The organism is Flavobacteriales bacterium (assembly GCA_020635855.1).
In the GTDB taxonomy this organism is placed as follows: domain Bacteria; phylum Bacteroidota; class Bacteroidia; order JACJYZ01; family JACJYZ01; genus JACJYZ01.
The window spans coordinates 1,896,013-1,921,958 of sequence record JACJYZ010000002.1; the positions used below are offsets into that span (position 1 = coordinate 1,896,013).

20 protein-coding genes are annotated in these 25,946 nt (G+C 51.4%); 7 read left to right on the forward strand and 13 right to left on the reverse strand.

All coding sequences use genetic code 11. The features are described from left to right. Both H6585_07845 and H6585_07850 read left to right on the forward strand, forming a co-directional pair. Positions 1-930 carry a hypothetical protein gene (locus H6585_07845; GenBank protein MCB9448239.1) on the forward strand — a complete coding sequence of 310 codons (930 nt, stop codon included), beginning with the start codon at positions 1-3 and terminating at the stop codon, positions 928-930. 2 nt (positions 931-932) lie between these two features. Continuing rightward, a complete protein-coding gene (locus H6585_07850) occupies positions 933-2,351 on the forward strand; it encodes a sugar transferase (protein ID MCB9448240.1) in 1,419 nt (472 codons plus the stop codon). 77 nt (positions 2,352-2,428) lie between these two features. Here the strand turns inward: H6585_07850 and H6585_07855 are convergent, their stop codons facing one another. Together H6585_07855 and H6585_07860 are read right to left on the reverse strand one after the other, a co-directional pair. Continuing rightward, positions 2,429-6,346 (reverse strand): gliding motility-associated C-terminal domain-containing protein, encoded by a 3,918-nt coding sequence (locus H6585_07855; GenBank protein MCB9448241.1) that lies wholly within the window; start codon positions 6,344-6,346, stop codon positions 2,429-2,431. A 402-nt stretch (positions 6,347-6,748) separates the two neighbouring features. Continuing rightward, on the reverse strand, positions 6,749-10,777 hold the full coding sequence (locus H6585_07860) for a gliding motility-associated C-terminal domain-containing protein (GenBank protein MCB9448242.1): 4,029 nt from the start codon (positions 10,775-10,777) through the stop codon (positions 6,749-6,751). A gap of 537 nt (positions 10,778-11,314) precedes the next feature. Here H6585_07860 and H6585_07865 point away from each other — a divergent pair. Both H6585_07865 and H6585_07870 read left to right on the forward strand, forming a co-directional pair. Next, positions 11,315-12,049, forward strand: a complete 735-nt coding sequence (locus tag H6585_07865) for a hypothetical protein (protein MCB9448243.1) — start codon at positions 11,315-11,317, stop codon at positions 12,047-12,049. Continuing rightward, positions 11,988-12,827 (forward strand): hypothetical protein, encoded by an 840-nt coding sequence (locus tag H6585_07870; protein ID MCB9448244.1) that lies wholly within the window; start codon positions 11,988-11,990, stop codon positions 12,825-12,827. The genes H6585_07865 and H6585_07870 overlap by 62 nt, the downstream gene beginning before the upstream one ends. Here H6585_07870 and H6585_07875 read toward each other — a convergent pair. The 6 genes from H6585_07875 to H6585_07900 form a co-directional block, all read right to left on the reverse strand. After that, entirely contained in the window at positions 12,824-13,582 is a 759-nt protein-coding gene (locus tag H6585_07875) for an SDR family oxidoreductase (GenBank protein ID MCB9448245.1), read from the reverse strand. The two genes, H6585_07870 and H6585_07875, sit on opposite strands and share 4 nt — an antisense overlap. Further along, the gene (bioA, locus tag H6585_07880; GenBank protein MCB9448246.1) at positions 13,579-14,880 is read right to left on the reverse strand and encodes an adenosylmethionine--8-amino-7-oxononanoate transaminase; all 1,302 of its coding nucleotides are present in this window, start codon (positions 14,878-14,880) and stop codon (positions 13,579-13,581) included. Before bioA ends, H6585_07875 begins: the two co-directional genes overlap by 4 nt. Further along, complete coding sequence (gene bioD / locus H6585_07885) at positions 14,864-15,511, reverse strand: dethiobiotin synthase (GenBank protein MCB9448247.1); 648 nt, start codon at positions 15,509-15,511, stop codon at positions 14,864-14,866. Before bioD ends, bioA begins: the two co-directional genes overlap by 17 nt. 73 nt (positions 15,512-15,584) lie before the next feature. Next, positions 15,585-16,691 (reverse strand): aminotransferase class I/II-fold pyridoxal phosphate-dependent enzyme, encoded by a 1,107-nt coding sequence (locus H6585_07890; protein ID MCB9448248.1) that lies wholly within the window; start codon positions 16,689-16,691, stop codon positions 15,585-15,587. Between the two features lie 11 nt (positions 16,692-16,702). Next, complete coding sequence (gene bioB, locus H6585_07895) at positions 16,703-17,695, reverse strand: biotin synthase BioB (GenBank protein ID MCB9448249.1); 993 nt, start codon at positions 17,693-17,695, stop codon at positions 16,703-16,705. A 62-nt stretch (positions 17,696-17,757) separates the two neighbouring features. Further along, a complete protein-coding gene (locus H6585_07900; protein MCB9448250.1) occupies positions 17,758-19,002 on the reverse strand; it encodes a competence/damage-inducible protein A in 1,245 nt (414 codons plus the stop codon). A gap of 59 nt (positions 19,003-19,061) precedes the next feature. Between H6585_07900 and H6585_07905 the strand changes: the two genes are divergently transcribed. After that, positions 19,062-19,805, forward strand: coding sequence for a DUF4197 domain-containing protein (locus H6585_07905; GenBank protein MCB9448251.1), 744 nt, complete (start codon positions 19,062-19,064; stop codon positions 19,803-19,805). Between the two features lie 47 nt (positions 19,806-19,852). Here the strand turns inward: H6585_07905 and H6585_07910 are convergent, their stop codons facing one another. Then, on the reverse strand, positions 19,853-21,175 hold the full coding sequence (locus tag H6585_07910; protein MCB9448252.1) for an OmpA family protein: 1,323 nt from the start codon (positions 21,173-21,175) through the stop codon (positions 19,853-19,855). 230 nt (positions 21,176-21,405) lie between these two features. Here H6585_07910 and H6585_07915 point away from each other — a divergent pair, with 230 nt between their 5' ends. Further along, positions 21,406-21,717 (forward strand): LytTR family transcriptional regulator, encoded by a 312-nt coding sequence (locus tag H6585_07915; GenBank protein MCB9448253.1) that lies wholly within the window; start codon positions 21,406-21,408, stop codon positions 21,715-21,717. Positions 21,718-21,822: 105 nt separating this feature from the next. Here H6585_07915 and rplT read toward each other — a convergent pair whose 3' ends face one another. The 4 genes from rplT to thrS form a co-directional block, all read right to left on the reverse strand. Continuing rightward, entirely contained in the window at positions 21,823-22,167 is a 345-nt protein-coding gene (rplT, locus tag H6585_07920) for a 50S ribosomal protein L20 (protein MCB9448254.1), read from the reverse strand. Positions 22,168-22,244: 77 nt separating this feature from the next. Continuing rightward, positions 22,245-22,445 (reverse strand): 50S ribosomal protein L35, encoded by a 201-nt coding sequence (gene rpmI, locus H6585_07925; GenBank protein MCB9448255.1) that lies wholly within the window; start codon positions 22,443-22,445, stop codon positions 22,245-22,247. 29 nt (positions 22,446-22,474) lie between these two features. Continuing rightward, entirely contained in the window at positions 22,475-22,963 is a 489-nt protein-coding gene (locus H6585_07930; GenBank protein MCB9448256.1) for a translation initiation factor IF-3, read from the reverse strand. Between the two features lie 72 nt (positions 22,964-23,035). Then, the gene (thrS, locus tag H6585_07935; protein MCB9448257.1) at positions 23,036-25,003 is read right to left on the reverse strand and encodes a threonine--tRNA ligase; all 1,968 of its coding nucleotides are present in this window, start codon (positions 25,001-25,003) and stop codon (positions 23,036-23,038) included. 211 nt (positions 25,004-25,214) lie between these two features. Between thrS and gldF the strand changes: the two genes are divergently transcribed. After that, entirely contained in the window at positions 25,215-25,946 is a 732-nt protein-coding gene (gene gldF / locus H6585_07940) for a gliding motility-associated ABC transporter permease subunit GldF (protein MCB9448258.1), read from the forward strand.

A 25,946-nucleotide genomic window follows, 5' to 3' on the forward strand; every position in this document is an offset into this window, starting at 1 on the left:
ATGATAAACAACATCGTTTCCTTCCTGACTGCATCCCGAATGAAGCACCTGTACCGAAGGGCAGACCGGACCTCCTTCCGGTTCGTATGTACTTTGCTGACCAGCATGTCAATGCTATGGGTGTCCTGTGACTGGATCAATCCCGACGAAGAACTTCCCGCCTACATCACCATCAATGACTTTCAACTTACAACCGACTATACCACCCAAGGCACAACGTCTCAAAAAATCACCGACGCCTGGATCTTTGTGGATGATGAAATTGCCGGTGCTTATGAGTTACCCGCCCACTTTCCCCTGCTGAAAAAAGGGAAGCACACCATTTCCGTCTACCCCGGGATCAAAATGAACGGCATTGCAGCTACCCGGGTGATCTATCCGTTTTACAATCCCCATGATTTCAACGTTGACCTGAAAGACCTCGAAACCACAACACTTTCCCCCACCACTTCTTATGCTTCCTTCACGGACATACCGTTTATGGAAGACTTTGAGAATGCCGGTTCAGGATTTGCTGCCACCTCCAAAAGCGATACGGTTTTACTGAAATCCTCCGCATCCGAAGCATTCGAAGGAAAAGCCTCCGGACACATCTACCTTGAACCGGGAAGAGACATTTTCGAAGCCACCACCAGTGATGCCTTCGTGCTACCCAAAAGCGGCAAACCGGTTTTCCTGGAACTTAATTATAAATGCAACCACCCTTTCATCGTGGGCATCATGGCCAATGAATCACAGATCAGCACCCAGGTGCCTGTGATCTTCCTGAACCCCTCAGAAACCTGGAACAAGATTTACATCAACCTTACCCAGGAGGTGAGCAGCCATACCAGCGCCATTGATTTCTCCCTGTTCATCGGCGTAAGCAGGGATGACACATATGGTGTTGACCCGGATATCCTGATCGATAATATGAAACTGGTACACTGAGTATGAACCGTACCCTTCAAGTGCTGAAATATGTTCTGGCCGACCTCGTGGCGGCTGCACTTGCGTGGGGTCTGTTCTACATGTACCGGAAAAAAGTAATCGAACCGCAGAAGTTCGGACATGAAATACCCGTACAGGTTGATCAGACTTTCATTATCGGATTGATTTGCATCCCCATCTTCTGGTTGATACTGTATACCGTTGTGGGTTCTTACAGGGACATTTACCGGAAGTCTAGGCTCAAAGAGCTGGCGCAAACCCTGTGGACATCATTTCTCGGTGTTCTGACCATTTTCTTCGCACTGATTCTAGATGATGAAGTGGCCAGCTACAAAAGTTATTACCGATCGTTCCTGTTTCTCCTCACCCTTCATTTCACCCTTACTTTCCTGTTGCGGTTCATCCTCACCAGCATCACGTCTTACAGGATCAAACACCGCAAGATCGGTTTCCCAACCATCCTGATCGGCAGCAACCAAAAAGCAGTGGACCTCTTTCAGGAGTTCGAATCCATGAGACATGCCGTGGGTAACCGGTTCATCGGCTATGTGCAGGTGAACGGTGGAAACGGCGGATCACCTTTAAAAGAGAACATACCTCACCTGGGCCATGTTGACAACCTGCGGGAAATCATCGAACAGAACAAGGCTGAAGAAGTGATCATCGCCATTGAGTCTTCGGAACACGACAACCTCCGGCGCATCATGGACCGCGTGGAAGGCATGGGCATCGTCATCAAGATCATTCCCGATATGTACGACATCCTGGCCGGTTCGGTGAAAATGACGTCCATCTTCGGTGCAGCACTGATCGAGATCTACCCCGACCTGATGCCGCACTGGCAAAAGTTCATGAAACGTGCGATGGACATTACCATATCCCTGGGCGTACTTGTGTTCTGCGCACCCTTGTACATCCTTACCGCATTGGCCGTAAAAATCTCTTCCAAAGGTCCCGTGTTTTACAGCCACGAAAGGATCGGACAGTACGGCAAACCGTTCACCATCTACAAATTCAGGTCGATGTATGTGAATGCGGAAAAAGACAAGCCCATGCTGGCCAGCGAAAACGACAGCCGCATCACGCCCCTGGGAAGCTTCATGCGAAAAACCCGCCTGGATGAGATCCCGCAATTCTACAATGTATTGATTGGAGATATGTCACTGGTGGGACCGCGTCCTGAACGCCAGTACTTCATTGACCAGATCGTAATGAAAGCCGAACACTACCATCACCTGCACAAGGTAAGACCTGGTATCACATCCTGGGGCCAGGTGAAGTATGGTTACGCGGAAAATGTGGAGCAGATGATCGAGCGACTGAAGTATGACATCATCTACATCGAGAACATGTCACTCGCCCTCGACCTGAAAATCATCGGGTATACCGTTCTGACTGTTGTACAAGGAAGAGGAAAATAACACATTTCCCTACACTACCCCGACAACACGTTACAGCCCTCCGCCTTTTTACAATTCCTTACCCCCTTACCTTCCGTCTAACGTATCAACGTCACGTGCCCGACGCGCTTCCACGGATTGCCATAGCAGTCAACCGCCTTCACCAACCACACATACACATCTTCCTGGGCGATCTCGGTGCCGTTGTTGGCAGTACCATCCCACCCCTTCAAACTGGTGGTCTTGAAGATCAGGTTCCCCCATCGGTCAAAGATGTACATCTCGAACTCGCAGTAGTTGTACTGGCCCACGGTAAAGTATTCATTCTTACCATCCTGGTTCGGGGTGAATGCATTGGGGATATAGATACTCGAAATGTCTTTCACACATACCGTCGTTTCTATCGAGTCTTCACAGCCATACTGGTTGATGATCCAGAGGCTCACATCGTAGCAACCGGTATCCGAGTAGGTGTGAATAGGATTTTGCAAGGTAGATGTTGAACTGTCACCGAAGTCCCACACCCAGCTGATGGCATCGCTAGATTTGTCGAAGAAACTGATGACCGGGTTCATCAGCAATGCCTCATACGGATCAGGAACGAAATGTGCCACGGGCAGTATCTGGATGTTTTCCACCATGTCACTGCCGGTGATCACGCATCCGTTGGCATCGGTTGCCGTCACCGAATAGGTACCTTCCTTCAATCCGGCTACTGTATCTGTGGTTGAACCGGTGGGATCGCTCCAGATCAACGTATAAGGTGGTGTGCCTCCACCCGGGGTGGCATAAACCGTTCCGGTGGAATCATGGCAGATCTCGTCGGTGGCTCCCGTACTCAAGGTCACCGGCGGCGGCTGATTGATCACCACTGAATCACAGGCCGGGCAACCATTGGCATCGGTCAGACATACCTTGTATTCTCCTGCACAAAGGCCGGTAGCTGTAGCTCCCGTCTGGTTGGCTGCATCATTCCACCCATAGTTGTAGGGTGGCGTACCACCGCTTCCCTGGGCAGTGGCCGTTCCGGTGCAGTCTCCGTAACAAAGCGGGTCGGTGCTGCCGGAGATATCCACAGCCGGCAACGGAATGCCTTGCACCGCATCATCGGTGGTTACTTCACAACCGTTGACATCCGTTACGGTCACCGAATAGGTTCCCGGCACCAATCCCGAGATACCCGAAGTGGTACCCCCGTTGTTCCAGATGTATGAATACGGCGGCGTTGCGCCTGAAGCTGTCACCGTTACGGTACCATCATCATTGGAGCATGTTGTGTTGGTATGAGTGATGGACAGCACCAGCGGTGTGGGTTCTATAATGGTTGCAGATGTGGTCTGCGTACAACCGTTGGCATCCGTTACGGTGCCGTTGTATGTGCCGCTGGCAAGCCCGGTGAGACTTGCCGTTGTATAACCACCCGGTGTCCAGTTGAAAGTATATGGCAATGTTCCTCCTTCTACAATCCAGGTAATGGTTCCGTTCTGGTCACCGTAACATAACAGGTCTGTATGGGAAACCGTCTGGCTCATTTCCGAGGGTTCATAGATAAAGGTACTGGCTACGGATTGGCAGCCCAGTTGATCGGTAATGGTTACGGTGTAAGTTCCTGCACACTGCCCGGTCAATACCGAATCTGTTCCAGCCGGACTCCATTGGAAGCTATACGGCGGGGTTCCGGTGGAGGTAACGATGGCAACAACCGTTCCGTCACAATCTCCGAAGCAGGCCACACTATCGGGAATGGCCTGGATCTCCGGCGCATTGGTATTACTTACCGGTTGAGATATCTCCGACTGACAGCCATTGTCATCCGTAACTGTGACCGAATAATTGCCGGTACACATGTTCTGACAGGTAGCTGTGGTGCATCCTGAACTCCACAGGTAGTCAAACGGACCGGCGCCGGTAGCAGTCACCGTAACCGAACCATCACACTGCCCGCAGGTAGCTGTGGTAGATGACGTGGTCAGTACCGGCGGATCATTCACCGTAACTGTTGCGCAGGTGCTGGCAGTGGCACCGTTCAAATCCGTCACCGTTACGCAATAGGTGGTGGTTACTGTCGGACATACATCGAAGGGGCCCGGTCCGTTGAGCGTGGGGTTGTCCCAATTCCATGTATAAGGCGGCGCTCCACCATTGGCCTGAGGCTCGAGGGTGGTACATCCGCCCTGGCAATACTCGGCTGCATCCAGTGTCACAAAAGGTGAGCAGGCTGTGGTAACTGTCACCTCACCATCTGTGGTACAACCGTTGATATCGGTGATGGATACATGATAGGTGACGGATGTATTCAATACGTTGGTCACCGTGATGGTGGATGTGTTACCTGAGTTGGGATCGTCCCATACATAGGTGAACGGACCGGTGCCACCGTTGACGGTTGCCGTCAGGTCAGAGGTCGGGTCGTCATCCGAACAAACATTCAGATCCGGTGTCATGGTTACCGTGGGTACCGGATAAACCACGAAGGTTGTTGTGGTGCTGTCGACTTCTCCCAATGCATCCGTAATGGTAACATGGTACACCGTGGTGGAAGTGGGACACTCGTTGTAGGGGCCTGCCTCTGTGCCGATGTTGGGTGACCACGTCCAGGTATACGGCGGGGTTCCTCCGGTACCTATGGCCGTCACATCTCCACATCCGCCTTCACACAATGAATCAGCCGTTGCGGTGACATTGGGCGGACACTCGATGGCTGTGATGCTGATGTCTTCCGTGATGACGCATCCGAGGGAACTGGTCATTGTTACGGTATAAGTGATGTCAGAGAAGGGCGGATTGACCTGCGGGTTGGGACAGGTGCTGCAACTCAGGCCGGTGGTCGGACTCCAGCTGTAAGTCGTTTCATCATCGCTACCTGAGGCAGTGAGTTGCAAGGGGCTGGTGGAATACCGACACACGGTTGTATCACCGGTGGCTTCGGCGGAGAACACTTCCACGGTATCCGTGATATAGGTATAGCAACCGGGTGTGGCCACGTTTTCCAGCTTCACGGTATAGATTCCGCCATCCACAACCGGAACGGTCAGGTCGATGCTGTTGCCGATGCTCGGAGGCGTACCGGGCGCCTGTCCTTCAAACCACTCATAACTGCTGAACCCGGACGGGGCTGTTAATGTAACCGTGGGGTCGGTTGAGCAAACGCGCGTACCCAATACCTCCAGCGGAGAACAGTAGGTATCCACATACGCGTACCCCCAGTGACCACCTTGTCCGCAGTCAGCGGTACAGAACTTAATGGTCACCTGTTGGTTGATGAAAGATGAAAGATCGGTTGCAACCGGCGTCCATTCTTTGTACCACACGTTCGTGGTGTCGCCCTCCGAGTCACGAGAACAATTCGGGCTGGTGGCTTTTTTGAAGCCCTCCTGGCTTTCGGCATCCTTACTCACAACCAGGTACTCTCCTCCGCAGGGAACAGGATCGCCATTGGGATCGGTGATGTTGATCTCAAAACGGGGACGGTTGTCGTCAGTATGTCCCGGCGGGTCCATGAACACCACCGCATACATATAGGTAAACAGGGCATTTTGCGGGGAAACGGTGAATGATTGAGAAAGGCATTCTGCTTCCCATCCGGCCTCCTGGTTCCCGATGCGTACGGAAAAATTGCCTCCTCCCGGAGCCACCACGGGAATGTTGCCATCGCTGTTGGGATCTGTACCGCCACCCGTAGTTACCGTATGACGCACATTGCCGGCTGTCGGCGTAAGTGCGCTGCACGTTCCAAGGGTTCCATTGACCGAGTTGACACCCGGCTGCAAACCCGCCTGATCACACTTGATGGGGCAACAAGGGCTTTTGGTCGGGCTGCTGCCTGCTCCACAAGAGTTGCAGGTACATACCCATGCACCGTTTTCATAGGTCAGGCTGGTGGAAAAACAATCGGCAGGACATGAATTGGGAAACTTCTGCCCCACCGGACATCCGGAAAAATAACACCCCTCCCAATTTGAAAGATTTCCATCTTCAAATCCGAGGTTGCTACCACAATCAACAATATCTCTCACGGCATTTGTAGCATTGATCCGGGAGCCGGACTGGGCCCATGCGCCGGTTGTTAATAAAGTCAACAAACAACCAACGAAGCACAAATGAAGGTAATACCTCAAATTCATAGGACGGGGGTATATATTAGGATGCATGACACCTGGCCTGGGATCCAAGACGAATTTTCAACAAAGACTTAATTAACAATCCGCCCTGGGGAGCGGAATTGGTTACGGTTTATAGGTAAACAAAGTAGTAATAATGGGAAGTTTTGACAAAAAAATCGCAGGCTTTTTTTTAGCATGCCGGCTTCAAAACAAAAGAATACCAAAGAGAATACATCCCTGCATGTCACATGACACAACAAAAAAACCGGAGCAGGAACTCCGGTTTGATTTTTATTTTTCCGATCGGAAAGTGGGTTATCGGATCAGGGTTACACGCCCTATCCTGCTCCATGGAGTGCCATAGCAATCCACCGCCTTCACCAACCACACATACACATCTTCCTGGGCCATCTCGGTGCCGTTGTTGGCGGTGCCGTCCCATCCCTGCAGGTTGGTGGTATTGAAAATCAGGTTGCCCCATCGGTCGAAAATATACATCTCAAATTCGCAATAGTTGTACTGGCCCACTGTGAAGTATTCGTTCTTGCCATCCTTGTTCGGGGTGAATGCATTGGGAATATAGATACTGGAGATGTCTTTCACGCACACCGTCGTATGTATCGAGTCTTCGCAGCCGTACCGGTTAATCACCCATAAGCCCACATCATAGCAACCGGTGTCTGAGTATGTATGAATGGGGTTTTGTGCAGTGGACGTGGTGCTGTCACCAAAGTCCCACACCCAACTGATGGCATCACTCGATTTATCAAAGAAGTTGATCACCGGATTCATCAGCAACACCTCGTACGGATCAGGCACGAACTGTGCAACCGGCAGGATCTGGATGTTTTCCACCACATCGCTGCCGGTGATCACACATCCATTGGCATCGGTGAACGTCACTGTATAGGTGCCCTCACTCAACCCGGCCACCGTATCTGTAGTGGAACCGGTCGGGTCATTCCAAACCAAAGTATAAGGTGGCGTACCTCCACCCGGGGTGGCGTATACCGTTCCGGTGGAATCATGGCAGGTTTCATCTGTAGCGCCGGTACTCAACGTAACCGGTGGCGGCTGATTGATCACCACCGAATCACAAATCATACATCCCTTGCTATCTGTCAAACAAACCGAATAGCTACCCTCACAAAGTCCGGTAGCTGTGGCCACCGTCTGGTTGTCCGGATCATCCCACGTATAAATATAAGGAGGTGTGCCTCCGCTTCCCTGGGCAGTGGCCGTACCGGTGCAATCGCCATAACAAAGCGGGTCGGTGCTGCCGGTGATATCTACCGAGGGTAAGTCAAGCCCTTGCACCGCATCATCGGTGGTTACCTCACAACCGTTGGCATCTGTCACGGTTACCGAATAGGTTCCCGGCACCAATCCCGAGATGACCGACGTGGTGGCACCGTTGTTCCACAGATATGAATATGGAGGCGTGGCTCCTGACGCGGTTACCGTCAGACTACCATCTGCATTGGAACAGGTGGTATTCACCGGTGTGGTGGTCAGCACCAATTGGGTGGGTTCGGTAATCGTTGCCGATGTGGTGAGCGTGCAACCATTGGCATCCGTCACGGTACCATTGTATGTACCACTGGAGAGCCCGGTTACCACCGAAGTGGTATACCCACCTGGTGCCCAGTTGTAAGTATAGGGAGGAGTGCCTCCCAAAACGGTCCACGTAATGGTGCCGTTCTGATCACCATAACATAACAGGTCGGTGTGTGAAACCGACTGTGTCATTTCCGAAGGTTCATAGATGAAGCCACTTGCCGATCCCTGGCAACCGACATTATCGGTCACGGTAACCGAGTAGTTGCCGGCGCACTGGCCGGTTAATGCAGAGCCGGTGCCAGCAGGGCTCCACTGGTAGGTATAAGGCGGACTGCCGGGGCTTGTCATGTTCACAGATACCGTTCCGTTGCAATCTCCGAAACAGGCCACGCTGTCGGAAATCACTTCGATCACCGGCGCGTTGGTGTTGTTCACCGATTCGGATGTTTCCGACTGACATCCCTTGGCATCGGTGACAGTGACCGAATAATTGCCGGCACACATGCCTGTACATGAGGCTGAAGTACACCCACTGTCCCACACATAGGTATACGGACCGGTACCCGTGGCAGTCACCGTAACCGAACCGTCACACTGTCCGCAGGTGGCCGTGGTGGCCGACGTTGTCAGCTGCGGTGGATCATTCACCGTGACCGTGGCGCAGGTGTTGGCCGTTTCCCCATTCTGGTCGGTAACGGTCACGCAATAGGTGGTGGTGGTGGCAGGGCACACATTGTGCGGCCCCGGCCCACTCAGGGAAGTATCATCCCAGTTCCAGGTGTAGGGAGGTGCACCTCCGCTGGCCTGAGGCTCGAGGCTAGCACATCCGCCCTGGCAATATTCATCAGGGTCCATGGTCACAAAAGGTGTGCAGGCTGTGACCACGGTTACTTCACCGTCGGTGGTACAACCGTTGATATCGGTGATGGATACATGATAGGTAACCGATGTATTCAGCACGTTCGTGACTGTGACGGTGGGCGTGGCGCCTGAGTTGGGATCGTCCCATACATAGGTAAACGGACCGGTGCCGCCGTTGACGGTTGCTGTCAGGTCGGAGGTCGGATCATCATCCGAACATACGTTCAGATCGGGTGACATGGTTACCGTGGGTACCGGGTAAATGACAAAGGTGGTGGTGGTGCTATCGGTATATCCGTCGGCATCGGTGATGGTGACGTGGTATACCGTGGTGGTGGCGGGACACACATTGTGCGGTCCGGCTCCGCTACCGATGTTGGGTAACCATGTGTAGGTGTAGGGTTCCACACCGTCGGTTCCCACTGCCGTTACATCTCCGCATCCGCCTGCACACATCGTATCAGCTGTTGCGGTGACATGCGGACTGCACTCTTCCGTAGTGATGGTGATCTGGTCATCAATCGTACATCCCAGCGGACTGGTCATCGTTACGGAATAGGTGATATTGGAGAACGGCGGGTTAACCTGCGGATTGGGGCAGGTGGTGCAGCTTAAGCCCGTGGTCGGGCTCCAGCTGTATGTGGTGGCGCCGTCGTTGGTGGTGGTGGAAAGTTGAAGTGGTGTGGTGGAGAGTTCACAAATGGTTGTATCGCCCGAAGCCTCAGCCTCAAAAACGGAAATGGTATCCGTGATGTACGTGTAGCAACCCGGTGTGGCCACGTTCTCCATACGAACCGTATAGATCGCACCATTGGTGGCGGGAACGGTCAATGTGATGTTGTTACCGATGCTGGGCGGGGTTACCGGAACACCACCGCTGTACCACGTATAGTTGCTGAAACCCTGGGGCGCGGTGAGGGTAACGTTACCACCTGTCACACAAAGATTGGAACCTGATATTTCAAGCGGACTGCAATACGTATCTACATAGGCATACCCCCAATGTCCTCCTTGTCCGCAGTCAGCGGTACAGAACTTAATGGTCACCTGTTGGTTGATGAAAGATGAAAGATCGGTTGCAACCGGCGTCCATTCTTTGTACCACACGTTCGTGGTGTCGCCCTCCGAGTCACGAGAACAATTCGGGCTGGTGGCTTTTTTGAAGCCCTCCTGGCTTTCGGCATCCTTACTCACAACCAGGTACTCTCCTCCGCAGGGAACAGGATCGCCATTGGGATCGGTGATGTTGATCTCAAAACGGGGACGGTTGTCGTCAGTATGTCCCGGCGGGTCCATGAACACCACCGCATACATATAGGTAAACAGGGCATTTTGCGGGGAAACGGTGAATGATTGAGAAAGGCATTCTGCTTCCCATCCGGCCTCCTGGTTCCCGATGCGTACGGAAAAATTGCCTCCTCCCGGAGCCACCACGGGAATGTTGCCATCGCTGTTGGGATCTGTACCGCCACCCGTAGTTACCGTATGACGCACATTGCCGGCTGTCGGCGTAAGTGCGCTGCACGTTCCAAGGGTTCCATTGACGGAGTTGACACCCGGCTGCAAACCCGCCTGATCACACTTGATGGGGCAACAAGGACTTTTGGTCGGGCTGCTGCCTGCTCCACAAGAGTTGCAGGTACATACCCATGCACCGTTTTCATAGGTCAGGCTGGTGGAAAAACAATCTGCAGGACATGAATTGGGAAACTTCTGCCCCACCGGACATCCGGAAAAATAACACCCCTCCCAATTTGAAAGATTTCCGCTTTCAAAGCCCAGGTTGCTTCCGCAGTCTACACCGTAAACTGCGTCGGGAGAAGGAAGTGGCAACAGGGTTTGGGCATGGGCTGTGATCACCAGCATACACAACAAACCGGCAATTCCCAGGATACAATGTATGCGGCAACAGTCTTTTTTCATGTCAATAGGTTTATAAAAGCGGTTACGGAGCAGGACGGAGAATTGTCCTTTACTTAACAATGCACGCATCAATGTAAGTATCTGTACAACCAAGAACAAAATAATCTTCTGTTTTTTTTAGGTTTCTATTTCTAAAATAATGCCCAAGAGTTCTTCACTGACATAGGTCGATGCGCTTCAGGCAAGGCATTCAAGCTTTTAAAACCGTTAAATTGAAGAAATCACAGACGATCGTCTATTCCATATCATGCCCAAACGGAATCCACCACGCATATTCATTTATATACTTGTGCTTTACGCCAATTGACTGCCAATGGTTTCGAAGCATAACTTCCAGAAAGTAAACATTGGGAGCCATCCGGAAACAGGTTTGCACCACATAAGCTGATAAAATATCTCAACCGGGTTTATTGCACAATGAAAATTTTGTACTTTGATAAACAATTAAAACCATCCACTGAACAACACACACATCACCAGAACAAAGTATCACGCACTCTTTAATAAATATTCCATACCAGAAATTCTCCCGGATACGTGAAATCAAATACAGGCAAACAAAGTGCATTGGTGAAGCTCATTCAATCGCTTTCGCAAAACGAAAAACGTCATTTCAAGCTCCAGGCAAGCCGCAATGCAAAGGGAGGCAAAGGCAATTATGTTTTGTTGTTTGACCTGATTGACAAATACGGTAACGATTCGCCGAAGATCCTGGCCAAACATTCTTCCAACGCCACCTTCATCCGCCAGCTCCCATCACTCAAGCATTACCTGCATAACATGTTGCTGCGTGACCTGGCTGCCTTTCATCGCAACAGTTCTTCCAGTTTACAATTGCGCGACCTGATGAACCAGGCAGAAGTACTGATCATGAAAGGGTTTTATGAAGAAAGTCAACGGATCCTGCGAAAAGCAAAAAAGCTGGCCAAATTGCATGAACGCCATGAGTTTCTCATTTCCATTGCCAAATGGGAAGAACTGACGGTGGACACCCTGCTGGGTGAATATGAAAGTGAAAAAACTGTAAGTCGCCTTTTGGAGGAAAAACTTCAGAGCTTTGCGGTACTTAAGAATGCAAGCCAGTACAAATCACTTTACCTCAGGCTGGCTTCCATCACTTCAAAATGGGGGGGTATTTGCCAAAGCCGATCCGGAAACATCCGAATATTTTTCACACCCCTTGTTGACCGATCCCGGCAAAGCCCTTTCTGTGGAAGCTTCGGTATATCTTCACTACATCAATTATGGGCTGTATTCCTATGTAGACATTAATTTTGAGAAGGCGAAGTACCACCTCGATCAAGCCACGCAGCTGCTCGAACAATCCAATGTGGGCCTTTTGCAATCACAAGCCCTTCTGTACATCAAGATTCTCTACCACCATGGTGTGGTGAACAGCCTGTTCGGAAAGAAGAAAGCCGTTGAAGCGGCCATCCAGCGGCTGGGCGCTCTTTCCATCCGGTCTGAAAACCTGCAAATCGCTCAATCGTGCAGGTTGAATATACTCCGAACCCTGATGTGGTCTTCTACCAGCGATGCCGCACGTGTCGAACAAGAATCCGGGGAATTCCTGGACTATCTGAATGTCAACCGCGACCGCATCCCTATCAGCCAGCAAGCACTGCTCTATCGAAATATATGCCTCGGGCTTTTTATGCATCGCTACATCAAGCAAGCCACGGCAGTCTTGCATTACTACATGAATGAGAAAAGCCTGCACAGCCGATATGACAGTTATGCCCTCATGAAGTTCATCAGCCTGTTCCTGTATTTTGAATCAGGTGCGTATGAGTTATTGAAATCCTCCCTTGCCTCAGCCGAATACGTATTCAGGAAAAAGAAGGAAATATTCCCCATCGAAACCATCACGCTCGACTTTTTCAAAACCCTGATCAAGCGTGAGGATTTCCCCAGGTTACCCAAAGACCTCCTGCTTGAATACAGCAACAACCTGGAAAAGGTATCCACCCAAAGCGACCGCGACACCATGATGTTGAATGCATCCTTTGTGCGTCGTTGGGTAGATTCGGTGAAAGACTCGCTGGCTTAGTGCACGTAGCTGCCCGCATTCACATCGAACGTACCTCCGGTTGCATGGTCGCATAAACCGCTGGCCAGAAAAGTGACCAGGGGGGCCAGGTCTTCAGGAACGGTCAGTTCGGGCAATGCAATGTCATTCACAGCAAATGCTTCTCCATACTCGTTCATGAAATCCTGCGCCATATCGGTGCGCACAAATCCCGGCGCAACATTGAATGCTTTGATCCCTTGTTTACCAAAGTATCGGGCAATGGAACGTGTCAGCGGAATCACACCGCCCTTGGAAGCTGCATACGCCAGGTAATCGGGTGTATCTCCCCTAAAAGAGGCCCTTGAAGCAATATTGATGATTCTTCCCCCTCCCATGACGGTGAAATGCTCAATGGCCTTTTTGCACAACAACCCCACTGCGGTCAGGTTAACGGCAATCGTACTGTGCCAATCTACCAGCCAGTCATCATCATCTTCATCCAACGGCGACTTATAAGCGATGCCCGCATTGTTCACCAGCACATCTATGTGGCCGAATGCATTCAATACGTCATTAAACAAACGCAGGCAATGCTCGGGATGTGCCAGGTCGGCTTGAAAAGCCTTTGCACCATTGCCCAACTCTGCGGCCAACTGCTCTGCACGCTTACTGTGTCTGAGAAAATGCACCGATACACGTGCGCCTGAAGCGGCCAGGTTTTTTGCGATGGCTTCACCGATACCACGTGTGGCACCGGTCAGCAATACATGTTTCCCGGTAAGATCAATGTTCATGAATTGTGAATTTGAACAGACAATTTATCCAGGCACTCCTCAATGCTTTGGTAAAGAAGTCCCAGTTCGAAATCTGAGATACAATACGGAGGCAGGATATACACAATGTTGCCGAGGGGTCTCAGCAACACGTACTGACTGATAAAGAAGCGATATAGCTGGTCCCTGAGCGCACTGAAATAGGATGATTCCAGTCCGGTCTCAATTTCGATGGCGATGATGACGCCGGTATGGCGACAATCCTTCACCAACGGGTGGTGCCGGATCTTGGTCCTGAATGTAGCATGGTTCAACGCGATCCTTTGCACATCATCCATCACATTGTTTTGGTCAAACAGGTCCAGGCTTGCGAGTCCGGCTGCACATCCCAACGGATTCGCCGTGAATGAATGACCGTGAAACAATGTTTTGCTGCGATCATCCGACCAGAAGGCCTGGTATATTTGGTCACTGGCACTGGTGGCACCCATCGGCAACATGCCGGCTGTAAGGCCTTTCGACATGCATACGATATCGGGGTTTTCATCCACCTGGTCGCACGCAAAAAAGGTACCGGTGCGACCGAATCCTGTCATCACTTCGTCTGCAATCGTGAGCCACCCGTTTTCCCTGCACATGCGCATCATGGCAGCAAGCGCAGCAGGGGTATACATATACATACCTGCGGTTCCGAGCACCAGGGGTTCGAATATGAATGCCGCCACCTGATCTCCGTTCACCTCTATCTGGTGCCGCAATTGCTCCATGGTTGCCTCTTCCGTTCCCGGATATGGTGGATCAATGAAGATGACATCAAACAGCATGTCTGCGAAAGGTTGGGTGAAGGTACCCCTTGCACTGGTTGACATCGCCCCGAAGGTATCGCCATGATAAGCACCTCGCAGTGCAATGAACTTGCGCCTGCGTTCACCCCGGTTATGCCAGTATTGTATGGCCATTTTCAAGGCCACCTCAACCGCAGTCGAACCGTTATCGGAATAAAAAATCTTGCTTTGATTGGAGGGCAGACGCTTCAGCAATCGACCGGCCAGGTCAACCGCCGGCTGATGTGTAAACCCGGCGAAGATCACATGTTCCAGCTTCCGGGCCTGCTCAGCCAGCTTTTCTGCCAGGTAGGGATGGGCATGACCGTGAATGTTCGTCCACCACGAAGCCACCGCATCCAGGTATCGCCCCCCGTCTTTATCAATCAGCCATGCACCCTCTCCGGAAACAATCGGGATGGGGGGATCGCTCAGTTTGGCTTGTGTGAACGGGTGCCACACATATTGTTTGTCATCTTCAAACCACGCTGTCATGCTTCGACCATTTTTCCGGAAGCCCCTTGAATTGCTGTCCGATCATACGAACCACCTCCGGTGTTATATCGGATAACCTCGGGATTCGCCCGATACACGGCAGACCGGTATAGGAAAGAATGATTTCCTCACATGCCGGGTACATGGTCTCGTCGTTGAAGATAATTCCCTTGATGGGGATTTTTCTTTTGTTCAGGAATTCCACCGTCAGCAGGGTATGATTGATGCTGCCCAGATAATTTCTTGAAACGAGGATCACCTCACAACCCAGGTGCTCGATGAGATCCACCATCAGGTCTTTCTGGTTCAACGGAACCATCACGCCACCGGCACTTTCGATGAGCAGGTGGTTGTCGGTTTCCGGTAATTTGAAATTTTTCAGTTCGATGTGGGTGCCATCCATGGGTGCAGCGGCGTGCGGACTGATTCCGTTTCTTAGCATGACAGCTTCCGGATGAATTTTCGATTTGGGATTCGACAGCAAAGAGCGAACTTTCCGGGAATCGCCAAACGACAAATCACCGGTTTGCACCGGCTTCCAGTAGTCCGCCTCCCAGGCCTCCACAAGTGTTGCGGCAACGATTGTCTTCCCGATATCGGTGCCAATACCCGTCAGGAAATACTTTTGCATATCCATTGTATGATGAATGAGACTTCCGTTTCAATATGCGTGTCGGAAAAGACCAGCACCCGAAGATACGGATTCATGCCATGCCGTCAAGAACAGACAGCAAAAGATCGGCATCTCCCGATGTGTTGTAGGCATGTATGCAGATGCGGATGCGTTCGGTGCCTCTTGCCACGGTCGGACTTAAAATGGGACGAATATCCATTCCTTCCTGCTGCAAAACAGCACACCATTTTTTCACTTCTGCATTTCCGGGCACCTGCAAAGACAGGATGGGGCCATGCTTGCCGGTGACCCTGCCACCGAACCGACTGACCAATGCGTTGTACAGGTAGGTAGTTAGGGATGCGATATCATCACGTTCTTTCATCATCCCGGGAAACAATGCGTACGATTGGCGGATGATGTCAACGGCCACCGGAGGTAGGGCTGTGGTATATATAAGTGGTCGGGCGAAATTAATCAGGTATTCGCGCAATTGCAGTGGCCCGACCACAGCCGCACCCATGCATCCGAGGGATTTACCGAACGTATGTACGCGACAGAACACCTCCTGTTCCAATCCCATTTCAACCACCATCCCCTCCCCTTTTTCACCGAAAAGACCGGTGGCGTGGGCTTCATCCACGATAAGATGCGCACCCGTCTCCAGGCAAACGTCTGTCAGTTCCGTCAGTGGTGCCCGGTCACCATCCATTGAGTAAACCGACTCCACAACGATGTATACAGCTCCGGATGCATTCCTGATTTTCTGCCTCAGGTTTTCCACATCATTGTGACGGAATGAATAGGATCTGGCCAGGCTCAGCCGAACACCATCACGAATGGAGGCATGACAACGTTCATCGTACAGCAGGGTGTCTTCACGCTGAGGGACACTCGCGATCAGTCCGAGGTTGGCGGCGTACCCACTGTTGAAAATCAGGGCGGATTCTGCTTTGTGAAAGACGGCGATTTGCGCTTCAACCGTATCACAAAGAACGGCATGACCGGTAAGCAGCCGTGAACCCGTAGCACCTGTGGCCAGCCCCTCTTGTGGTTTCAGGGTACCACTTCTGACAATTCCCAGGTAGTCGTTGGATGAAAAATCGATCCGGCCGGGGTCTTGCACCCGGAGAACACGAAAGGCGTCTTCCTGCTGGCGCATCTCCAACTTGCGTACGATGGAGGCCGGTACCTGCATGACTGTATGGATCAGGACACCAGGGCGCCTTCGGCTTTTACTTCTTTGAATGCTTCCCTGGGTTTCAGACCCAACGCAGCAAACAACTGCATGTCTTCCGAGAAGGCGGGGTTCGGTGTGGTAAGCAGTTTATCTCCGGCGAAGATGCTGTTGGCACCGGCCGCAAAACAAAGTGCTTGTCCTTCCTGACTCATCTGCGTGCGGCCTGCAGACAGGCGAACCAAAGATGCGGGCATCACCACACGGGCGGTTGCAATCATGCGAACCATGTCCCAGATGGGCACCAACGGTTGGTTTTCCAGCGGCGTACCCTGCACGGGAACAAGGGCATTGATGGGTACTGATTCAGGGTGTTTCTCCAGGTTGGCCAGGGTCAGCAGCATGCCCATGCGATCATCTGTGCTTTCTCCCATGCCGATGATGCCTCCCGAACAAACCGATATTTTGGCTTTGCGCACATGGTTCAGCGTGTCGAGCCGGTCTTCATATTTGCGGGTGGTGATGATGCTTTCATAGTGGTCACTGCTGGTGTCCACATTGTGGTTGTAGGCATACAACCCGGCATCTGCCAGACGCTCCGCCTGCTCCTCTGTGATCATCCCCATGGTGCAGCATACCTCCATGTCCATGGCGGTGATACCACGTACCATTTCCAGCACGTTGTCGAAATCCTTGTTGTTGCGCACTTCCCTCCATGCAGCTCCGAGGCAAACCCTGGAAGCCCCGCTCTCCTTCGCTTTGGAAGCAAAATTAACCACCGTCTCCACCGGCATCAACTTATGTGCTTCCAGGCCTGTGTTGTAGCGGGCGGCTTGTGGGCAATACGCGCAGTCTTCCGGACATCCGCCGGTTTTAACGCTGAGCAGGGAACTCACCTGCACCTCAAGTGGGTCATGGTACCTGCGATGCATGGTAGCTGCATCATACAGCAGTTCCATCAGGGGTTTGTCGTATATCGCCCGAATCTCTTCACGGGTCCAGTTGTGGCGGATATCTTGGTTCATAGTACTTGAATCTTCGGGCAAAGATAGGAAATTCGGCAGGTTCGCCCCACCTGATGCGCTGATCAATGAGGGGATTCTTCCAGCTTACGCCTCAACCAACCCAATGCGGTTTGTGTGGCCAGTTCGATATTTCGCATGCGGTCTTTGACAAACCGGAACTGTTTTGCCTCGGTAAATGTCGGCCCTGCCACTGCGATCCACACCAGGCCCACTGGCTTTTCTTCAGTGCCACCGTCAGGACCTGCAACACCACTGGTGGCTACCGCATAGTTTGCACCGGTCGCCTTTCTGGCACCGGCAGCCATTTGCAAAACCACATCTTCACTTACCGCTCCATGCGTGCGCAATGAACCTGCATCCACACCCAGCAAGGAGGTTTTCACTTCATTGGCGTACGAAACCACACCACCCAGGAAATATGCCGAGCTACCCGGTATGGACGTGATGCGATGTGCGATGTATCCGCCCGTACAACTTTCGGCAATGGCCATGGTGGCATTGCGTTCCAGCAACAAACGTCCGATCACACTTTCCAGGGTTTCGTCATCCGCACCGTAAATATATTGGGGGATCAGTTTGCGAAGCTTTTCCTCCTCCTTTGCTATAAGTTCCTTGCAGGTTTTTTCTTCGCCCGTGGCGGTAAGCCTCAACCGCACCATGCCTGCGGAAGGCAGGTAAGCCAGCCGAACGGAATCCGGTAGGGCCTCTTCCCAAGAAGCGATCATCTCATACAGGGTAGACTCTGCAATGCCCTGTGTGAGGATGGTTCTGTGAAGGATAAACGGAAGTACATATTTGTTTTTCAGCCACGGTAAGACATGATCATCCATCATGGCTTTCATCTCAAATGGCACACCCGGCATGGACACGAATACCTTGCCCCTTTCTTCGAACTGCATACCCGGTGCCGTACCGTTGGGATTCGGGAGCATGGTACAGTTGGCAGGAAGATCGGCCTGCCTTGCATTCAGTGCAGACATTTCCCTGTTGCGGCTTTTGAAAAACCCTTCGAGTTGGCGGTATGCTTCATCATTGCGCACCAGATGGGTTTGAAAATACTCGGCCAGTACATCTTTGGTCAGGTCGTCAGGTGTAGGTCCGAGTCCACCCGTGATCAGGATTACATCCGCGCGGCCCTCCGCTTCTTTTAAAGCTTCCAGGATGTGCTCACGGCGGTCGGAAATAGATGTGATCTGTGCCACCTTCACCCCTATCCCGTTCAACCTGGAAGACATCCAGGCGGAATTGGTATCCACGATCTGTCCGATCAGGATCTCATCACCTATGGTTATGATTTCTGCTTTCATTGAGATTTTAACGGGAGCGAAATTATGGTATGTTTGTTGCTTCATCAAGGAAAAAGAAGATCATGAAGAAATCCCATATCATGGCTGCCCTGTTCTGCGGCCTCGCCCTGCAAGCCTGTTCTCAGAAGCTTTTGAAAGACCTGGAGAAAACAGCAGGCGGCGATCTCGGCGACATCCTTAAAACTGAAAAGCCGCTCACCGAAGATGAAGTGGCCCGCGGACTCCGTGAGGCACTGGAGGTAGGCACAAACAACTCATCCGGCAAAGCATCCGCCATAGACGGGTTCAACAAGAACCCCCTGATACATATTCCGTTTCCTCCGGAAGCAGAAAAGATGGAAGAAAAGTTACGGGCAATCGGTATGGGCAAACAGGTGGATGAATTCACCCTCACGCTGAACCGGGCCGCAGAAGAAGCGGCCAAGAAATCGGCACCCATCTTCATTGATGCGATCAAGAAAATGACCATCACCGACGCCATGGGCATCCTGAAAGGCTCGAACAACCAGGCAACCTCATATTTACAGGAAAAGACCACCTCACAATTGCATGACACCTTTAAGCCGGTGGTACATGACGCAACGGAAAGCGTGAACCTGACCAAATACTGGTCTCCGCTGATACAAGCCTACAACAAGATCCCCATGGTGGAGAAGATGAACCCCGACCTGGATGAATATGTGACCCAGCAGGCAATGGACGGCCTCTTCAAGCTGATTGCGCAAGAGGAGGAAAAGATCCGTACCAATCCTGCCGCCCAGGTAACGGATCTCCTGAAAAGGGTCTTCGGAAAAAAATCATAACATGCAGACGAGCCGGAAGCGAAACCTTCCGGCTTTTTTGTAGCTGCTCATTTCTCCAGGATGAACTCCACCCTACGGTTGCGGCGCATGTGTTCGCTGCTGTCGTTCGGATACTTGGGTCGGCTGCTGCCATAGCCCACCCAGCTGATGCGATCCTTTGCAATGCCGGATGTTACCATGTAGTCGGCCACAGCCTGCGCGCGGCGATTGGACAGATCGTAGTTGCTGCGTTCGTCACCTGCGATGTCCGTATGCCCCAGCAGCCTCACATGCCAATCCGGCTGTTGTTCCAGTACATGCACCAGGCTGTCTATGCTATGCACCGATGTAGGAACCAGTGTGGCCTGGGCCGTTTCGAAAAGCACATCACGCAGTTCAATGGCACCGTCCTCAGGTGCTGGGAATGTTTCCGGGGTTGCTATGGCAACCGGTATTTCTCCCTGATCGGCACAGGGTATGAGCGACAGGTGATCGAATTCCACCCGCACATCATACCCGGGGTTACCATCCGATCCAACCAGTCGTCCGGCCAGCGAATCGACCAGGTGTTGCATGACCTGCTTGCGTTGGTCGGCAAATCGCTGGGGCAGCATTTGCTCTTTCATGTTCAGTTCACCGATGAGGGTACGGACATCCACATTGTCTTTTTTCTTTTTGTTTTTCTTTTTGGAAGATGGGTCTTCGGACATTGAATTCCGAACAACAGCCACCAGGCTGTCCCGTTCGTGGTGAAATGCTTCCTTTTCCTTCTCCTGTTGTGCATCAAGTTGACTGAAGCGTTCTGCCAGGTAGGCATCTACATTGGTGAAATCTTCCGGCTGATAGGTCTTTGTGATTTCTCTGGGCACCGCAAAGGCCCCCAGCAGCATATATGCCTCTCCTCCTCGTGCACAGTAATTACCCTCCACAGAAGACCACTCGGTATTGAGGGCCGCGGTGGATAGATCAACCTGTGGAGGCAAACTTAGCAGCCGGGTTCCTTTTACGTAGATCGAATCCTCGGAAAAGAAAAGGGACATATGTTTCAGGTTGGACAATCCGTTCTTCTGAAGCGGGTTCACACGCCACTGCATGGCGAAGCAGTAAAGTGAATCTTTGGCCAGGGGGTGGTTGAGGGGAACCTGGAGGTTTTCGTTCAGCATGGAGTTGCGAACGCAGAGGCCATTATAAAACTGGCCGTCTTCAGCCGGACTTTCCTTGGTTCCGAATGTGTAGTGAAAGAAGGGTGGTTCAGGTTGACGCCAGGCATCAGGCCTCCCCTGGGAGAAATCCTCAAAACTTCCGTTGGGCAATATCTCCTGGGCCTTCAGGGAAACACAACCTATGAGGATCATTGAACCCCATGCCACCAATACACGCATCACTTTCATCTTTTACAATGTAACGAACAGGTATGAATTCGACACAACGGCGGTGGCAAAAATTTAACAAAGGTTTAAAAAAGGGTATCTGGCCGTGCAGGATGCAGCGCTATCTATGCCAACGACGGAACTTGCAATTTTCCTAACCGCACCAGGGGTTACGTAATGCTACCTAGCCGTAAAGGAATTTGAAACGAAATCCCATCCGCAGCGTAGGAGGGTAAAAAAATCCCACACCATTGCACCCAATCTTCATAAACACCGGAAAAAATTTTCAGCGTATTGACCTGTCGGAAGTATTGTGGGTGGAGGCATTGAAGGACTATATACTGTTATACACCAAAGAGAAAAGGTACATTATCAACCGTACCATGAAAGAGATCGAGCGAAAACTGTCTCCTTACGGATTTTGTCGTGTACACCGATCTTACATTGTGAACCTCAACCACATCAAATCCATCCAGGCGAGTACCCTGCAGATCGGTGAGAAGGAAGTACCCATAGGAAAACTTTTCCGGGAAACCTTGTTAGACAAAGTTCAAAAACTTTAAGTGGTCATTGTGACCGGTCTGCCTCAAAGACGGCCGGCTCACAGGTGGTAAAAAAAAAGGCCGCCCCGATTGGGACGGCCTTCTTCATTTGAAAGCGATATATTTTTACTTCAGTCCTTCAACAAGTGACTTGAATGCTTCCGGTTCGTTCATGGCCATTTCAGCCAGCATTTTCCGGTTGATCTCCACATTGTTCTTGTTGAGTTTATCAATCAGAACGGAGTAAGACAATCCGTGCAGGCGGGCACCGGCATTGATACGTTGGATCCACAGGGCACGGAAATCGCGTTTCTTGGCACGTCTGTGGATGTAGGAATACTTCAATCCCTTTTCAACCGCATTCTTCGCAACGGTATGAACATTCTTTCTTCTTCCGAAATAGCCTTTGGCTTGTTTCAGGATCTTTTTCCTTCTGGCTTTCGCCGCTACGGAATTGACTGATCTTGGCATGGTTTACATATTTTGGCAGACAGCGCCCGTTCTCGAAGGGACTTGCAAGCTGGATGCCGGGTTAAACACCGATTGACTTACTTACCGACGGCAAGCATTCTTTTCACGTTCCCCATATCCGCTGGATGAACCAATGTGGTCTGGGTCAGGTTTCTTTTTCTTTTGGTGGCTTTCTTGGTCAGGATGTGACTCTTGAAAGCATGCTTTCTTTTGATCTTACCCGTGCCGGTAAAGGAGAACCTTTTCTTGGCACTGGAATTTGTTTTCATCTTAGGCATAACAACAGGGTGTTTCGACTTTCCAAATTTTATTTCTTAGGCGCAATGAACATGATCATTCTGTTTCCCTCCAGCTTCGGCATCTGCTCCACTTTTCCAACATCTTCCAGTTCCTGGGCCAGTTTCAGCAAGAGGATCTGACCTCTGTCCTTATAAACAATCGCTCTTCCCCGGAACAGCACAAAGGCTTTGATCTTGGCGCCTTCCTGCAGGAATTTCAATGCATGTTTAGTTTTAAAGTTGAAATCATGCTCATCCGTATTCGGACCGAACCTGATTTCCTTCACCACGATCTTGGAAGCCTTCGCCTTCAGTTCCTTCTTCTTCTTCTTCTGATCGTATGCGAATTTCTGGTAGTCGATCACCTTACAAACCGGGGGATCCGCTTTGGCAGCGATCTCAACCAGATCCAAACCTGCTTCATCAGCAATTTTCAGGGCTTCTTGGATGGGATATATTCCAGGTTCCACATCATCGCCGACGAGCCTTACCTTGGGGGCCCTGATCTCGTCATTTATCAAATGTTCCCTTTTCTTTACGCGACGTACGAAGGGTTTTCTTGGACCAGCTATTGTCTTTACAGTTTTGGGTTAAACTTCATTTACTTGTAAAGAAGTCTCCTCCAAACTGGCGGCGACTTCCTCTTTGACCATTTTAACAAATGCCTCTATGGTCATGGTTCCCTGATCACCTCCTCCGTGTTTACGCACGGATACTGTGTTTTCAAGGGCTTCCTTCTCTCCCACAATCAGCATATAGGGCACTTTTTTCATCTCCGTATCACGGATTTTGCGACCTATTTTTTCACTGCGGTGGTCAAGAAAGGCGCGAATATCGGAATTTTTTAACAATTGTAAAAGTTTTTGCGCGTAATCGGCAAACTTATCGCTGAGGGGTAAAATGGCCGCCTGATCAGGTGCCAGCCACAGTGGGAAGTTGCCCGCGTAGTGCTCAATCAGGAAACCGATGAAGCGTTCGTGGGTACCGAGCGGTGCCCGGTGAATTACGATGGGGCGTTCATGCTCGTTATCCGCGTTGGTATAGGTGAGGTTGAAACTCTGCGGCTGCGCGAAATCCACCTGGTTGGTGGCCAGTGTGAATTCCTTGCCGATGGCGCTCCACACCTGCACGTCAATCTTGGGTCCGTAGAAAGCGGCTTCGTCCGCCACTTCCACATAAGGAACCCCGGATTCTTCCAGCACATTGCGCACCATGTCTTCCGTTTCCTTCCACAATTCGGGCATGTCCACATACTTCTTGCCCAACCTCTCGGGTGCATGGGTTGAGAAACGCATCAGGTATTTATCAATTCCGAAGATGCGGAAGTATTTCGCGTACATTTCATTCACGGCTTTGAATTCATCCGCGAATTGCTCTTTGGTGCAATAGATATGGGCGTCGTTCATCTGCAATGACCGCACACGCATCAGTCCGAATAGCTCTCCCGACTTTTCATACCTGTAACAGGTACCGTATTCAGCCACACGCAAAGGCAAATCGCGGTAGCTGCGTGATTGGGAAGCATATACTTTGTGGTGATGCGGACAGTTCATGGCCTTCAGGTAATACTTCCCGCCTTCGAACTCCATCGCAGGGAACATCGAATCTTCATAATAAGGAAGGTGACCGCTGGTGAGGTACATCGACTCCTTGGCCAGATGCGGTGTGCGCACCCGCACATAACCCGCACGCCGTTCGGTTCTTTTTGCCAAAGCTTCCAATTGCTCGATCATCTCGGCACCTTTCGGCAACCACAACGGCAGGCCCGGACCCACATCATCATCAAAAGTGAATATCTCAAGTTCTTTTCCCAGCTTCCGGTGGTCGCGTTTCTTCGCTTCCTCCAGCATCTCAAGGTACTCGTCGAGCTCTTTTTGTTTGGGGAAGGTAATGGCATACAAACGGGTCAACTGTTTCCGCTTCTCGTCTCCCCGCCAATAAGCACCCGCCACACTCAGTACTTTGATGGCCTTGATAAAGCCGGTATCCGGAATGTGCGGCCCGCGGCACAGGTCAGTGAAGTTACCTTGTGTATAAAAGGTGATCTTCCCGTCTTCCAGGTCCTGCAACAGTTCCAGCTTGTACTCGTCTCCTTTGTTTGTAAAGTAGTCGATGGCATCCTTCTTGCCGATTTCCTGGCGAACGTAGGTGTTCTTCTGCTTCGACAACTCTTTCATCTTCGACTCGATTTTCTCGAACTCTTCCGTTGAAAGCACCCGGTCACCCAGGTCAATATCGTAATAAAAACCATGCTCGATGGGTGGCCCTATTCCGAATTTGGCACCGGGGTACAGCGCTTCAACCGCTTCCGCCAGCAAGTGTGCGGATGAGTGCCACATGGTAGACTTCCCTTCCTTGTCATCCCATGTCAGCAGCCGGAGGGTGGCGTCCTTATATATAGGTCGGGTGGCATCCCACACTTCATCATTGACTTTCGCTGCCAGTACATTGCGGGCAAGTCCTTCACTGATCGACTTCGCAACATCAAGCGCCGTGGTTCCCGCAGGCACCGACCGGACCGATCCGTCCGGCAGGGTGATCTGAATGGTTTGTGACATAATTCAAGGCATTTTCGTAGGACCGCAAAGGTACGCAAGGCAGTTGGAAAATCACGCACCGCACCCGAGGTATATTTTGCCCGGGCACCAAAGCCTCACACCGTCACCGGTTCTTTTTCACAATTCCTGTGGATAACTCCTGCCGGCAAATGAAACAGCAGTTACCATATCTTTATATTTTTGACGTTCCCTACCGGTATATGCCCAGACAATGTTCGTCCTGCTGAAAAAAGAAATCCACAGTTTCCTGTACTCCCTGATCGGGTACATCGTGATCATCGTTTTCCTCGTGGTCAACGGGCTTTTCCTGTGGTTGCTTCCCCAGGACACGAACATCTTCAATGCCCAGTTCGCTACCCTGGCTCCCATGTTCGGCATCGCCCCCTGGGTATTCCTCTTTCTCATTCCGGCCATCACCATGCGTTCCTTTTCCGATGAAAAAAAGATCGGAACCATTGAGTTGCTGATGACCCGACCGCTCACTGACCTGCAGATCATCCTCGCCAAGTACCTCGCCGGGCTCCTGCTGGTGTTATTCAGCCTCATCCCCACCCTGTTATATATTGTCAGCGTATACGTGCTTGCCGATCCTCCGGGCAACCTGGACTTCGGCGGTCTGTGGGGATCCTATCTCGGGCTCCTGTTCCTCGGCAGTTCGTTTGTGGCCATCGGTATCTTCACTTCCAGCATCACGGAAAATCAGATCGTGGCGTTTATCCTGTCGGTGTTCCTGTGCTTTTTCTGTTACTACGGTTTTGAATCGGTGAGCACCATGCAATGGCTGGGAGCGGCAGACCGGGTGGTGCAGTTGCTGGGAATCGATGCCCATTACAATTCCATGAGCCGGGGTGTGATTGATACGAGGGATGTGTTGTACTTCGGTGGTTTCAGTGCCATCTTCGTGGTGCTGACCAAAATTGTTCTTGAAAGCAGGAAGTGGTAG

Bases quoted from the DNA above. Each gene is read 5' to 3' on its own strand.
- H6585_07845 (MCB9448239.1), top strand. From the start codon at position 1: ATGATAAACAACATCGTTTCCTTCCTGACTGCATCCCGAATGAAGCAC.
- H6585_07850 (MCB9448240.1), top strand. From the start codon at position 933: ATGAACCGTACCCTTCAAGTGCTGAAATATGTTCTGGCCGACCTCGTG.
- H6585_07860 (MCB9448242.1), bottom strand. From the start codon at position 10,777: ATGAAAAAAGACTGTTGCCGCATACATTGTATCCTGGGAATTGCCGGT.
- H6585_07875 (MCB9448245.1), bottom strand. From the start codon at position 13,582: ATGAACATTGATCTTACCGGGAAACATGTATTGCTGACCGGTGCCACA.
- bioA (MCB9448246.1), bottom strand. From the start codon at position 14,880: ATGACAGCGTGGTTTGAAGATGACAAACAATATGTGTGGCACCCGTTC.
- bioD (MCB9448247.1), bottom strand. From the start codon at position 15,511: ATGCAAAAGTATTTCCTGACGGGTATTGGCACCGATATCGGGAAGACA.
- H6585_07890 (MCB9448248.1), bottom strand. From the start codon at position 16,691: ATGCAGGTACCGGCCTCCATCGTACGCAAGTTGGAGATGCGCCAGCAG.
- bioB (MCB9448249.1), bottom strand. From the start codon at position 17,695: ATGAACCAAGATATCCGCCACAACTGGACCCGTGAAGAGATTCGGGCG.
- H6585_07900 (MCB9448250.1), bottom strand. From the start codon at position 19,002: ATGAAAGCAGAAATCATAACCATAGGTGATGAGATCCTGATCGGACAG.
- H6585_07910 (MCB9448252.1), bottom strand. From the start codon at position 21,175: ATGAAAGTGATGCGTGTATTGGTGGCATGGGGTTCAATGATCCTCATA.
- rplT (MCB9448254.1), bottom strand. From the start codon at position 22,167: ATGCCAAGATCAGTCAATTCCGTAGCGGCGAAAGCCAGAAGGAAAAAG.
- rpmI (MCB9448255.1), bottom strand. From the start codon at position 22,445: ATGCCTAAGATGAAAACAAATTCCAGTGCCAAGAAAAGGTTCTCCTTT.
- thrS (MCB9448257.1), bottom strand. From the start codon at position 25,003: ATGTCACAAACCATTCAGATCACCCTGCCGGACGGATCGGTCCGGTCG.
- gldF (MCB9448258.1), top strand. From the start codon at position 25,215: ATGTTCGTCCTGCTGAAAAAAGAAATCCACAGTTTCCTGTACTCCCTG.